Consider the following 14,277-nt stretch of genomic DNA (forward strand, 5'->3'; position numbering starts at 1 on the left):
CCATCCGACTCAACATGCTCGTAGGCTGATGAAAACCCGGTGCTTACTTATTTTACTGAAACCTCTAGATACACGCCTTGTTTCATCGGCTTATTTTGCACATTTTTATAAAGCGGATGAATTACAAGTACATATTTCTTTCCTGTCTGTAAAGTATTATTAGGAACGACCGTTATTGTTTTGTCGTTAGCCACCTCGACTCCTACTTTGACTTCTCTTCCACCCAATTCGATAAGCTGAATTGCTGCTTTATCGATATTCTTCCAATTCATTTTTGTGTTCATTTCTACCGTAAACTTTTTGTTGACCGGAACATTTACAAGTTGAGGAAGCTGTTTATACCCCTTCAATTTGATGAGCAGCTGATCATGATGGGATACTTCGAGCTCGGCCTCTTTTTTCGTTAGTACATCTGGCTTAACGCCAACTTCGTCCACAGGTTGACCGCCCGGCGAATAAAATCTTGCAGTTGTCATCTTCAACACACTGCCGTCATCGAATCCATACATCGCTTGCATCGTGCCTTTACCGTAGCTAGTTTGACCGTATAACGTAGCCGCTTTTTGCTCCTTCACTGTCGCAGAAACCATCTCTGAAGCACTTGCACTGTATTCATTAATCAAAACATGTGTCGGTCCGTTAAACTTTCTAGGTTGAATGGTTGACGGATAAGTCATCGGCTTACTGTTCTTTTCCCTCAATTGAAACGCATTGGGTGTATTGGGGAAAAATCCTGCAATGTCCTGTGCAGCTGTAATAAAACCACCGCCATTATTGCGCAGATCAACAATCCATCCGTCAGCCCCACTTAAAGATTGAATTGCTTTATTCATCTCTTTCGAGGATTCCGTCGCAAAGCTGTTCAGACGAATGTAGGCAATGTTGCCACCAAGCATTTCAGCTTCAATATTCGGAAGCATAATCTCTTCCCGCGGCAGTTTTTTCTCGATAGGGGCGAATTGACCCACTCGATTGATTGTCAATGTAACCTCCGTTTTTTCGTCCCCGCTAATTAACGATATCGCGAACTGAATCGACTTGCCGACAATACTTTTCCCATTTACATGTGTAATCACATCACCCGTTTGTACATCGCCGCGAGCCGCAGGTCCATTTGGGATAACTGAAATGACTTTGATACCTTTCAAGTCCTCTTCAAGCACAACGCCAATTCCAACAATTTTTTGCTCAATCCCATTCATAAAACCTTGGTATTCCCTCGCTGTCATATAGACGGAATGGGGATCCAGATTCTTTGTAATATCCTTAATCGAACCCTTGGATAGTATCGTTTCCGGCACATCGTCAACATAATAGTCTCGTACCAATTGTCTTACTTCATCGAGCGGTTCTGCTGACGCGGACAGGGCAAATGGAAACAAGACAACTACAATGGAGAATAGTAGCACGAGCGATTTAATAGTTCTTTTCAACGTGTTGGACACCCTCTCTTCTATACATCTATTCCCCCATTATACTACTTACTTGATTTCTTTAACTAGTCACATAAGTGATTTTCTATCTCAACTGTTCCATTTTCTGTGGTAATAAAAAATCGTCATCAGGACAATGAATTCAGATGTCGGTATAGCAAGCCAGACGCCTGTTAATCCGAATAGTCGCGGCATGATCAGCAGAAGAATAAGCAAAATAATAATTTCCCTTGCTGCTGTTATCCACGTTGCCATCCGAATTTGCCCGATGGATTGATAGTACGTCATCATGACAAAGTTCGTGCCCATGAAAAGATACGCGATAAAGAATAGTTTGATGCCTGGTATCGCAAGCGCCATTACTTCTTCCGGGAAATCACCGAACAAACTCGCAATCGGTGCAGCAGCGAATTGACCAATTAATAAAAAGAAGAGACCGGCCCCGAAAGTTGTGCCAATTGCCATCCGTACCGTTTTCTTCATCTTCTCTTCACTTCCAGCCCCACGATAATAACTAATCAATGGCTGGATTGCCGCGCCCATCCCTAAAAATAACAGTAGCATAACACTGTGAACATAATTCAAAATCGTAAATGCAGACACGCCTACAGTTCCAGCGAGACGTTCAAACGTCAGATTATGCGAGATTGTAAAAACAGAAAATCCAACTTCCGAAAGAAAACTTGGAAAACCAATTACTAATATAAGAAGTAATAACTTCCGATCGAACTTGAAGCGAACGAAACGCAAGTTGCTTTTCTTCCTGAAAAAATGTGTACTTAAAATAAGAAGCCCGACAAATGCACCAATGACTGTCGCTGCCGCCGCACCCGCTACGCCATAGTCAAGAACAAATAAAAATACATAATTTAAACCGATATTAACAAGGGATGTAGCAACAAGTGCAATCATTGATAAATTTGGACCGCCGTCATTTCTCACTAAAATACTAAATGCATTTTCAACCGTGAAGACGAATCCAAACAGCAACATGACGTTCATATACCCCGCGACATACTGGAACGTATCAGCATTCGCCCCTAACAAATAAGCAAGCTCTGTCCTGAATGTAAAAGCGATAAATCCGATAATTATCGTCAAAGTAAATATAGAAACAATTGCATGTGAAAAGATAATACGCGCCTCACCTGGCCGTTTAGCCCCCATCATTGCCGAATAACGGGTCGCTGCACCTATTCCAATCCACAATGACATCGCCACAAAAATTGTATAGACAGGTGCAGCGATACCAACTCCAGCAAGGGCGACCGGTCCCAGCCGATTGCCGACCATAATCCCGTCTATCACAATATTGACAGCCATCAGCAGCATTCCAACCGTCGACGGAATCAAATACCTCACAAAAGATTTCCCGACCGATTCCGTATCCAGACGGTTTACTACGTGTTCATTTTTCATAACTAGTTCAAATCCTTATCTTTTATCATTCCCGAGAACGTGAAAACGATTTTAGTTTTTTTAGTTTCATAAAGCCTGAAAAATGACCGGCCTTTGAATGGCCAGCACATTTTTTTCTTATTTCTCGTTCATAATCCCTGTCAATAATACATCCACAATCGACTCATGCGCTTCTGTTAGAGAAATACTATGCTCTAAAAAAAACTGTCGATCGAGAGTTGTATTCGATGCCCCGATAATCAATTTCATCAGCAAATCGATATTCCAATCCTTAATGATACCCGTACGGATTCCTTCTTCAAGAAGCCCTTTTAGATCATCCCATTGATTCAACTCACGATTCACCCGTTCCCATTGTGCAGGATAAGAGCGTTTCAATTGTTCTATAATCCGTAGATCATAAAATTCATTGTATTTCGGTATGACAACAATCGCCTTCCGAATTTTTTCCGGCAATGTCAAGTCAGGATTATCAATGATCATGCGCGTCTGTTCATCGAACTCGTGAAGCGTCAAGTCAAGAATCGAATCCAGGATATCCACTTTGGATGAAAAGTGCTCATATAACGTCCGCTTACTAATCCCTAGCCGCTTTGACAAGTCATCCATCGTGAACTTAATCCCATTGTTTCGTGTTTCTTCAATGAATGCATGTATAATTCTCGTCTTCAATTCAAAACCCCCTAAAAAACTACGGATACCATTCTAGTTTTATTCGTTTCATAATACAACATTTGTAGAGGCGCTGTCTACTTGAAACTACGGTTATAGGGGTGACTGTCACCCCTATAATTCAGACATTATTCAGATAATTACTCACACTCTGCAGACAAACAAAAAAGGCATACTACCTCTTTTTTTGAACGAGGTAGTATGCCTTTTGGATTTGGAGATGCTTTTCGACAGCTATTCACGAACTTGGCTGCTTATTGATTTTTACTCTGTGTAATTGCACACAAATGTTATCCTGGAAATGTTATAACGATTTCCCCATTTATATTTACCACTTCTATTAATTCATCATTGAAAAGATAGGGTGTATCATTTTTGTCCTGGGGTGTTACTGCTTCATAACTGTTCTTTGCTGACAAGACTTGAAAAGTGACAGGAATATAGCGGCCTTTATTCAAAGCTTTCATGTTCCCCATCAAAAATACCTCTTTGCTGGAAACTGCAAAACTTAAGTAGCCAACTTCTTTATTTAAATTGCCTGATACTAATTTAACGCCCTGCAACAATGAAATAATGCACAAAATGAAATCGTTTATAATATCGGAAGACAATTTTTCAAAGCCGTTTTTTAGAAATAGCGCATTGAAGCCGTTTCTAATTTCTTTGAAAGAGAATATATCCTCAATCTTCTTGCCTTTTGAAACTGTGCCCAGATTATTAATCACTTGCTTGCAGTCTTCGAGGTAGTCACTGACATACCCTTTACTCTTTTCCCTATTCGCTATAAAATTACCTAGTTCTTTAATACTTTCAATGCCCTCAGCATCTTCTCTAACTAACATTAAGAAACTGTAAAGATCTTTTTCATCAAAATCTCTTTCGGAAAATTTCTGATAGTAGTATGCAAATAACTGTTGTTCCTTTTTATCCATGATTCTTTCACCCTTTTCTTAATGTTTGTACACAGTTGGGAGATTTCCCTTCCCCCAATCTTACCACGTGCAGGAACATACTTTCTACCATGCAAGCACGTTTATAATAGAGACCCTGTGTACACATTATGCAGGTTGGCCACTCCGTCACTTACTGTCTCCTCTTTTAGAATTGACTGGGTGACAGTCACCCAGTCAATTCAGACACTATTCAGACAACCGATCATTTAAAAAGGTTAACTTACATGTGACCCAGCATAATCTTATTCCCTAGATAAGGAAACTGAAGTCTAGCCGAAAAAAATGAGCCCACGCCCAATAATTTGGAGTGCTAGCTCATTTTTATGTAGTCTATTATTCTAGAACTTGCGGCGTTCAACCCCGTATCTCATTTAAATCATCACTCTGCATATACGCACTACAGAAAAATCTGTTAATTTACACGAGTTCCGTATAAAATCTGCAACGATCTCCCCGTACGATTGAAATACAAAACTCCACTGGTTGATCATTCGTATCATATGCCGTTCGCTCCAAAAGCAAAGCGGGTTTTCCTACTTCCGTCTCAAGAAGGATGCTTTCCCCTTCTCTTATTAAAACCGGTTCAAAAGCTTCTTTCGCACGGACAACTGTCACATCATAGCGTTCATCTAATAAATCATACAGCGATGAGGTTCCTACTTCATACAAAACTGACATATCCTGAATAACTGATTTTGGCATAAATGAAGATTCAAGAATAATCGGTTCACCGTCCGCACAACGTAACCTTTTCATTTCAATTACGTTTTCCCCCAACGGAAGCTGTAATCCCCCTCTCACTGTTGCAGAAGGTTCTACTTCTTTTACTTCAAGCACACGGTCAGTGGGATGAAGTCCTTTCTCTCGTAAAACACGGCTAAAGCTGTAAAATCCAGTTAAGGATTGTTCAAATTTAGGTCTGGAAACGAAAGTACCTTTCCCTTGTATCCGATGAAGTATGCCTTCCTGGACCAATTCTTCAATTGCTTTCTTCGCTGTATTTCTACTAACATGAAATATGTCCATCAAGCTATTTTCTGAATCGATTTTATCCCCAGGTCTCCATTCCCCTGCCCGGATACGCGCATCCAATCTTTGTTTTAATTGATGATATAACGGAATAACACTTCCTTGATCTAATGGTTTCATCACTTTTCATCCTTTTTCATAGTTCTTACTCTTCAATCTATCATCATTTCAACAAAACTCACAACAATTGAACACGCCATCGTATTGATAAACAATAGATTACTTACAAATCGCAATCGATCCGTCTATTTACTTTCGCCGGTACCTTTACGCCATACTTTCTTCTCCCATAGATTAAGTTACCTATTTAACTTCTCCCACGTCAAATGAACCATCTGATTCACCTTTCAAGCGGAAAATCTGTGAAGACATCCAAGTTAGAAATAAAATAGATACACTTACACCGAAAAAAGGAAGCAATCCGGGAATAATTAGGAATATGCGGTAAAACACATAAAGCCCCATAACCGATCCAATCACTTGTACCGGGAACGAAATACTTAGTAACAGCGATGCCGAAAAATAACGTGAAAACGGCAGATGATAGTAAGCAAACACTTGAAAAATATTCATCACCATCACAGCATAGAGTATTGAAATCATCACCATCAACGTTAACATGAAAATCCCTGAAGTCCCGCTCATCGTCAGCACGATACGCAAGTTAAGTATAAGAAAATAACCGATAGCAATCAAAATCACGCCAATCTTATTCGAATTAAGGAACTCGGCTTTATACGTCGCCCAATAACTGTTTGTGAGTGACCGCAAACTGTCTTGACCTTGTAATCTCTTTCGCATGACAACAAATAACCCTACAGTTGCCGGTGATATGCCTAAAATAACTAAGCCTAGTAATGTAAGCCCAATCCACATGAGTTGTAGCACCGCAAGCATCGTCACAAATTCAACGAACCAATAAAGTTTCCCTTTCCAACCGTTTGATCCCAAGCGACTAACCTCCTTTAAAAGATAAAACTCATATGAAGGAAACCCTTCATATGAGCTTTTATTTCATCTTATTTATCTTTTTGCATGCGCTCGTATGCACCTTGAGCCACTTCAAGATACGATTGCAAGCCCATCTTATCAAGCGATTTCTTGTACTCATCCCACTTGCTAAAATCTTGTTTTCCAGTAATGAAACCAGCAGTCATTTCATCAACATATGTTTGGACATCTGTCATCACTGCACTGACCTTGTCGTTTTCTTCCAGTGTATAGTTAAGGCCAGGAATGATGTCTTCGTCTTTTATACGGTAAGGCTTCGTTTGCGCAGCATTTTCAGCGGAAGCTTCTTTACCTTCTGCCCCTTGGAAATATTGCTGTCTAACGATTCCTGGATAATAGCCCCCTGGCCATGTCAAGTATTCACTAATCGCTTGGTCCATATTTAGGCCATTCGGATTGTCCGTGATTTCAGGTAGATACTTGAAGTTTCCTTCTGCATCTTCCTCATACGTCACACCTTCGAAGCCCATGAAGAACATCTTATTGCCTTCTTCTCCATAGAAGTGATCCATCCAGCGAACCATCGCTTCTGGATTTTTTGCTTTATCCGTCAATACGAACATGCCAAGATTTCCGAGTCCAGTCGAAACTGTGTTATAAGCACGTTCCCCCGTAGGCCCTTCAAGAACTGGTACACCAACGTAACCGTCGAGTTTGAGTAGTTCTGCCGGGTCAACCTCACTTAACATACCGTAATTCCCTTTAGATGCCTCAGCTGAAAACGTCTGTGGTTCAGTAGTGAATACGTCTTGGTTTACTAACCCTTCCTTATATAGCTTGTTCAAAAATACCAGCATTTCCTTGTATTCATCTGTAGCCGGAACAAAACGGAATTCCTCCGTACCTTCTTTAAAGTCGAGATTGATGTTCATAGACCCTTGCTTGTTCAATCCAAAGGTTCCGCGTAAATAGCTAGTAAATTCAGCAACGCCATAGCCACTGCCCCATCCAAGCTCATCCGCTTTGCCATTGCCATTCGGATCTTGTTCTTTGAACGCTTTCAGTACTGCATACAATTCATCCGTCGTTTCAGGCGCTTGTAGTCCCAATTTTTCGAGCCAATCCTGATTTATCCACGGTGTACCTGCACGTAGGGCTTCGAATTCCGGATCATAAATAGCAGGAAAACCATAAATATTTCCATCCGCCATCGTAACACCTTGCTTCACCGCTGGGTACTCATCTAACAACTTTTTGAAATTCGGAGCATATTCATCGATATAGTCATTTAATGATAAAAATACACCTTGTTCTCCGTATTTGATCAAATCTGTTTTAGAAAGAGCCGAAGCAAAGTAAAACTCAGGATAATCCCCCGCCGCAAGCGCTAAGTTTCGTTTCTCTGCTAACCCCTCAATTTGTACGGTATTCCAATTCACTTCGATATTCGACATTTTCTCATACTCATCCCAAAGCATAAGACTATCCCAATTTTGTGAAGCAAAGAACTTTGCTGCAAATCCATCGACTTGAATCTTCTCTTCAACAATTGGCATACCTGTCGCGTTCACATTGCCAACATTCGCACCTTTTTCAACAGGTCCATCCTCTTTAGAACAAGCCCCCAAAATCCCTGCTGTTAACAATAAAGTTACTGCTACACTAGAAAAAACTCTTCTCTTCAAACCATTCTCCCCCTTATCAGCCTTTTAGTGAACCTATCATAACGCCTTTCACGAAGTACCTTTGTAAAAATGGATAGAGCATGAGCATTGGTAAATTGGCAACAATCAATACTGCATATTTCAATCCCTCAACACTGAGCTGTTGCGCTAAAAAACTTTCCGACGTTGCTTGAATCATATCGTCGGTCTGACCTTGAATCAGAATTTGTCTGAGAATCAATTGAAGTGGAAACTTATCTTGATCCTGTAAATAAATCAAGGCCTGGAAGTATGAATTCCAATGACCAACTGAATAGAACAGTACCATGACGGCAATAACCGGAAATGATAGTGGTAAAACAATACTCCATAGAATTCTAAAATTCCCGCTGCCATCCATCTTGGCTGACTCCTCTAACTCATGAGGAATGGCTTGGAAGAATGTCCTCATAATGATGATATTCCAAACCGCAACGGCATTTGGAATAATCATGACCCAAAACGTATCTAGCATCCCAAGATCACGAATCAGTAGATAGGTCGGAACAAGGCCCCCACTGAAAAATATTGTAAAGATGATGAAGGCCATAATAACGCCGCGCCCCTTTAAATCTCTGCGTGACAATGGGTACGCTGCTAGAATCGTCATGATAACATTCAAAATCGTTCCAAATACTGTATACTTCAACGTGTTGACAAACCCATTTATAATATCCTTGTTTTTGAAGACCTTTTCATAGGCCTCAAGCGTAAATTCTTTCGGCCATAACCACATCTCACCTGACACCACATATTGCGGGTTACTCAGAGATGCACTGACTACAAAAACCAATGGATAGATGACGAGTAAGGCAACAATGGTAAGGAACACATAGTTAAATATTGTAAACGTACGATCTGCTTTGGTTTCTCTCACTGCCCCCACCCCCTACCATAGACTTGTCTCATTCACTTTTTTCGCAATTTGATTGACCATTATAAGCATGAAGAAATTAATGAGCGAGTTGAACAGCCCTACAGCCGCGGAAAAGCTATATTGCGCTTCCAAGATTCCGCTTCGATACACAAATGTCGAGATGACATCGGATGACACCATATTCAACGTATTCTGCATTAAGTAGACTTTTTCAAACCCAACAGCCATTACAGACCCTGCATTCAAAATGAAAAGAATGACGATTGTTGGCATGATCGCCGGGATATTAATATGAATAATCCGTTGGAACCGCGATGCCCCATCAATCATGGCCGCTTCGTGTTGAGAAGGATCCACTGCCGCTAATGCAGCAATGTAAATAATTGAACTCCACCCCATCGTTTGCCAGACGTCTGATAGCACATACAAACTTTTAAACCAAGCTGGCTCTGTTATAAAGTCAATTGGTGTCCCACCAAAAAGGCGAACTACCTGATTGACTAATCCATCTGTTTTCAAGAATAAGAGCATCATTCCCACAACAACAACTGTTGAAAGGAAATGCGGCGCGTAGATAACGGTCTGTACGAATTTTTTATAACGCAAACCTTTTACTTCATTTAATAAAAGCGCCAATATAATCGGAACTGGGAATGAAACTACTAAAGTGAAAATACCAATCCCGACTGTGTTTTTGATGAGTCTCCAAAAATAGTAACTATCAAAGAATCGCTCAAAGTGCTTAAATCCTACCCAAGGGCTCCCCAAAATCCCTTTTGTCGCGATGAAATCTTTAAACGCAATTTGCAAACCGTAGAGCGGAAAGTAATGAAACACAAGAAAGTATAGAATGACGGGTGTTAGTAATGCATAGAGTTCCCAGTTTTTCCGAAACTCTTTTTTCCACCCAATCCCCTTCTTTCTTTTCCCCGCGCTTTGCTGCCCCTGACTACCTTGAGGACCTTTAAACATCTTCTTTTTCTCATTTACCCCAGTCTCTTCTGCAGTTCCTACCCTCTCACTAATATTCGTCATGATCAGACCCCTTTTCCTCCAAACACACTCAGCTGTGTACGATGCTAGATTCTTGTGAAACCCTGACGACTTTACCGCCTGCGCGTATTGACTCTGTTGCTGCACACCCAACTGCTACACTCATTCTTCCTGCGAAAGGCGTAGTAAGGGGTTGTTTATCATGAAGGATCAAGTCAATAAAATCTTGCGTGATTTTCGGATCTGCCCCACCATGACTACCATCTTCGGGTTTCATTTCGTATGTAACGTCACTTAGCTCTTTCCACGTGTTCGTTTTACGCGTTTTCAAGTATATTTTCCCGTTGACATCATCGTTCTCTATACGACCTTCTGTTCCAATGAATGTATAGTTACGGTTATAGTCTGGCGTGAAATGACATTGAAGATAAGATGCCTTAATCCCGCCCTCTAGCTCCATAATAAGCATGTTATTGTCTTCCACATCGATTTCTTCTCGGAATGCACATTGCGTGAATGTATGAGCGACATACTCAGGACACGTATTCTTTAGCTCACACTCAGGACATGTTAAGTCGTTTGGCTTATCCCCACCATAGTAATCAAGGCTTCCGAATGCAGATACTTTTGTCGCATACTTGCCTGAAATCCAGTGGATCACATCAAGGTCATGTGAACCTTTCTGTAAAAGAAGAGAGGTTGTATTTTCTGATTTCCCGTGCCAATCGTGGTAGTAGAAATAGCCCCCAAAGCCGACGAAGTGACGAACCCAAATCGTTTTCAATTCACCAATAGCACCGGAGTCAATGAGTTCTTTCATCGTTTGGTACATGCTCATATAGCGCATATTGAAACCAACCATCAGATGCTTGCCTGATTTTTGCCACGTTTCAATAATCCGGTCGCACCCTTCAACCGTAATGGCGAGTGGTTTTTCAGAATAGACATGTTTACCTGCCTCAAGAGCAGCGATAACATGTTCCTCATGTAGATAATCCGGTGACAATACTGCAACCGCATCGATATCAACACGCTTCAACAGTTCTTTGTAGTCATTTGTTTGAAATAATGGTGTGTCGTATTTCTCTTGGAACTTGGCAATGCGTTCATTAGAAATATCGGCAATTGCAACAACCTCAGATTCCCCTTCTGGCTTATGCCAATAGTGTGCAAGTCCACCTCGTAAACCCGCTCCGATAATTCCCATTCTTACTTTCTTCATCTCTTCACCCCATCTATTTTGAAGTTTTCTTTCACCTTGGGTATTTATTCCCCAATTCCGGGAAAACGTTTTCCTTAAAGCCATACTAAAGATTACTACCTATTTTTAGGTTGATTGACGAACGACTAATTTAAATGGCAATAATGTTTTTAAGTCAATATTTGGATTATCTTCAATTTGGTTCATTAGCGTTTTCGCTGCAATTACACCCATCTCATATTGCGGTATGGATATTGTCGACAACGAAGGATGAACATATTGAGCCATTTCGTTATTATCAATCCCGATGAATCCGATATCATTAGGTATAGAAAGCCCGAGTTCGTGTGCAGCTCGCATCGCCGCTATCGCTAATAAATCTCCTGCGCATAGAAGAGCAGTTGGACGCTTATTAAGTGGCTGACTCAATAAATCCATTGCCGACTTATAACTTTGTTCCAAACACCAACCTGTATTAATAATCCAACCCTCTTCAATAGGTAACCCGAATTCGTTCATTGCCTTTTTAAACCCTTTAAAACGTTTTTCACTTGCCATTGTAGCGCCTATCTCACCGCCCATGAACCCGATACGATGATGTCCTTTTGACACAAGATGTTCTACAGCTTTATACGCTGCATCTTCCCGGTCATAATCCACTGTAGATATCGCATGATCACTGTAATTAAAATCAACGCCCACAACAGGAATTAACTCCTTAATCTCAAGAAGAACTTGTTCATCGACTTTATCAATTAGCAATATCCCCTCAACTTCCTTTTCCCGAATCATCTGATGGAAAAGTGCCTCATCTTCCAAATCCTCGCTCGTTAATAGTAGCAGCGTATAACCTGCACTATTCAACGTTTCACTAATCCCCGAATAGATTTTGGAAAAGTACGGGTTATCTTCTGCAAGACGTGGACTTGCAAGCCATGCGATTTTCTTTGTGCGCTTCTTTTGTTGCCTTGAAGAAGCGACAAGATGCCGTGCATACTCATTCGGTGTATACCCTAAGTCTTTTACTGCCTGCCAAACTTTTTTCTTTGTTTCGGGATTCACATTTCGAGTAGAGTCATTTTTAATAACACGGGAAACTGTCGTAACTGATACACCAACATGCATTGCAATATCTTTTAATCTCACCATTTTATGTACCTCTTTCTTCTGCAACCGTTTTCTTTTACATTATTGTACTACAAACTTCCATGCAGTTTAGTACAATAGTAAATTACGCCAGACGTCAACGGGTTGTAGGTACAACTATAAATAAAAAATAAGTGAGATACTTCAATATAGTTGGAAATTTGTTACTACAAATAATATATAGTCTATTGTTCTGAGTGTCAACGTATTTTTCAAATAGTCTATTAACTAATAACTGTCCTCTATTTATTGCAGCTCATGACAGCATACTACATAGTAAAAGTGCCTGAATTGACTGGGTGACAGTCACCCAGTCAATTCAGACACTATTCAGACAACCATTAAACCTTGTTTTCTTCATGCATTTGTAATTTTATTTCCCAATAAGTACTTAAATTATTTATCTTCTATAGGTGATACCACAATTTTCTCCACCGACTTGTCTGTCTGACGAAATTTCGGATAGCCGATCAAAATGGCAACAACTCCGCAAATTCCGATTAATACGGGATAAAATGAATAAGGAATAATACTAACCGGTGATATTGCTGCTAATCCAGCGGCTGCAAGCATTTGCCCTCCATACGGCAAAATCCCCTGCCAGCTACTTGCGAACATATCAAGTAAACTAGCCGACTTCCTTGGGTCAATCTCATATTCATCAGCGATACTTTTTGCTAAAGGCCCTGTAATGATAATCGATATCGTATTATTCGCGGTAGCGATATTAGCCATACTAACTAAACCGGCAATCCCAAAATCAGCCCCTTTTTTCGATTTAATTTTGCTTGTAATGACATATAAAAGATAATCAATACCCCCATTATATTTGATGATTTCAACGACGCCACCGATTAAGATAGCAATGATCGCCAAATCCTCCATACTAATGATTCCTTCAGCAACTAGTTGCAAAAAACCGCCGAAACTATAAGACCCGTCAATCATACCGATAATTCCGGCAAACAGCGTTCCACCAAGCAAAACGACCAGCACATGTGCACCTAATAACGCCGCTACAAATACTGCGATATAAGGGAGTATTTTAAACAACTCATACGGATAGTCCCCACCCAAACTAGCTACATTACCTCGTGTGATTATGCCTAAAACAATCGCTGTGACAATTGCTCCGGGTAATACGATCAAAAAGTTCACTTTAAACTTGTCTTTCATTTTTATATTTTGTGTCCTAACCGCCGCAATCGTCGTATCCGAGATCATCGACAAGTTATCACCAAACATTGCACCGCCGATTACTGTCGCCATTGCCAATGCCAGCGGGATACCTGTTTGACTCGCAATCCCTATTCCGATTGGCGCCAAGGCAACAACGGTCCCCATTGACGTCCCCATTGAAATCGAAATAAAACAACCGATAACGAATAATCCAACCATCAATAAATTCGTAGGTAATAGAGATAAGCCAAGGTTAACTGTGGATTCAACGGCCCCCATTCCTCTAGCAACTGCAGAAAATGCGCCAGCTAAAATAAAAATGACAGCCATTAAAATAATATTCGGATGGCCTGCGCCTTTCGTAAAAGTCTCCACTTTACTGGACAACTTTTCTTTTCTATTCATCATCAAAGCAATAGCGGCAGCAATTAGTATCGCTACATTCAATGGCATATTTGAAAAGTCTTTTGTAATAATTCCTGTGCCGATAAATAGCAACACAAAAACAAGTAATGGAAAAAGCGCAAAGGGGTTCCCCTTTTTCACTTTAAGATTCGGCATAAATATTCCTCCTAGTAGTCTGACAAAATCCCAGAACTTACTGAAAACATAGTATTTCTATATGAATTACCAAACACTATCGTATCCTGCTTTCTTATCAGTGTTAACGAGGTTATTAACAGTTTTCAGAATTTACTTATAAATTGGTTTACATTACTAG

Annotated in this window: 12 protein-coding genes; all 12 read right to left on the minus strand. The window is 40.5% G+C overall.

Annotated elements, in window-relative coordinates; translation table 11 throughout:
• Window positions 1–47 precede the first annotated feature (47 nt).
• The 12 genes from MKZ11_RS00235 to MKZ11_RS00290 all read right to left on the minus strand — a co-directional run bounded on the left by MKZ11_RS00235 (window position 48) and on the right by MKZ11_RS00290 (window position 14,117).
• Window positions 48–1,433: a S41 family peptidase gene (locus tag MKZ11_RS00235; protein WP_340792075.1), complete on the minus strand. Its 1,386-nt coding sequence runs from the start codon at window positions 1,431–1,433 to the stop codon at window positions 48–50.
• A gap of 90 nt (window positions 1,434–1,523) precedes the next feature.
• On the minus strand, window positions 1,524–2,852 hold the full coding sequence (locus MKZ11_RS00240; protein ID WP_340792076.1) for an MATE family efflux transporter: 1,329 nt from the start codon (window positions 2,850–2,852) through the stop codon (window positions 1,524–1,526).
• A 117-nt stretch (window positions 2,853–2,969) separates the two neighbouring features.
• On the minus strand, window positions 2,970–3,524 hold the full coding sequence (locus tag MKZ11_RS00245) for a TetR/AcrR family transcriptional regulator (protein WP_340792077.1): 555 nt from the start codon (window positions 3,522–3,524) through the stop codon (window positions 2,970–2,972).
• Between the two features lie 290 nt (window positions 3,525–3,814).
• Entirely contained in the window at window positions 3,815–4,456 is a 642-nt protein-coding gene (locus MKZ11_RS00250; RefSeq protein WP_340792078.1) for a hypothetical protein, read from the minus strand.
• A gap of 438 nt (window positions 4,457–4,894) precedes the next feature.
• On the minus strand, window positions 4,895–5,626 hold the full coding sequence (locus MKZ11_RS00255; RefSeq protein WP_340792079.1) for a GntR family transcriptional regulator: 732 nt from the start codon (window positions 5,624–5,626) through the stop codon (window positions 4,895–4,897).
• 183 nt (window positions 5,627–5,809) lie between these two features.
• On the minus strand, window positions 5,810–6,457 hold the full coding sequence (locus MKZ11_RS00260; protein WP_340792080.1) for a YesL family protein: 648 nt from the start codon (window positions 6,455–6,457) through the stop codon (window positions 5,810–5,812).
• Window positions 6,458–6,525: 68 nt separating this feature from the next.
• Window positions 6,526–8,142, minus strand: coding sequence for an extracellular solute-binding protein (locus MKZ11_RS00265; protein ID WP_340792081.1), 1,617 nt, complete (start codon window positions 8,140–8,142; stop codon window positions 6,526–6,528).
• Window positions 8,143–8,158: 16 nt separating this feature from the next.
• Window positions 8,159–9,037, minus strand: a complete 879-nt coding sequence (locus MKZ11_RS00270; protein ID WP_340792082.1) for a carbohydrate ABC transporter permease — start codon at window positions 9,035–9,037, stop codon at window positions 8,159–8,161.
• A gap of 12 nt (window positions 9,038–9,049) precedes the next feature.
• On the minus strand, window positions 9,050–10,072 hold the full coding sequence (locus tag MKZ11_RS00275; RefSeq protein WP_445326962.1) for an ABC transporter permease: 1,023 nt from the start codon (window positions 10,070–10,072) through the stop codon (window positions 9,050–9,052).
• Window positions 10,073–10,100: 28 nt separating this feature from the next.
• Window positions 10,101–11,252 carry a Gfo/Idh/MocA family protein gene (locus MKZ11_RS00280; RefSeq protein ID WP_340792083.1) on the minus strand — a complete coding sequence of 384 codons (1,152 nt, stop codon included), beginning with the start codon at window positions 11,250–11,252 and terminating at the stop codon, window positions 10,101–10,103.
• 105 nt (window positions 11,253–11,357) lie between these two features.
• Entirely contained in the window at window positions 11,358–12,380 is a 1,023-nt protein-coding gene (locus MKZ11_RS00285; protein WP_340792084.1) for a LacI family DNA-binding transcriptional regulator, read from the minus strand.
• Window positions 12,381–12,773: 393 nt separating this feature from the next.
• Complete coding sequence (locus MKZ11_RS00290) at window positions 12,774–14,117, minus strand: Na+/H+ antiporter NhaC family protein (RefSeq protein WP_340792085.1); 1,344 nt, start codon at window positions 14,115–14,117, stop codon at window positions 12,774–12,776.
• Window positions 14,118–14,277: the final 160 nt, after the last annotated feature.

Source organism: Sporosarcina sp. FSL K6-1508 (assembly GCF_038007465.1).
Taxonomy (GTDB): domain Bacteria; phylum Bacillota; class Bacilli; order Bacillales_A; family Planococcaceae; genus Sporosarcina; species Sporosarcina psychrophila_B.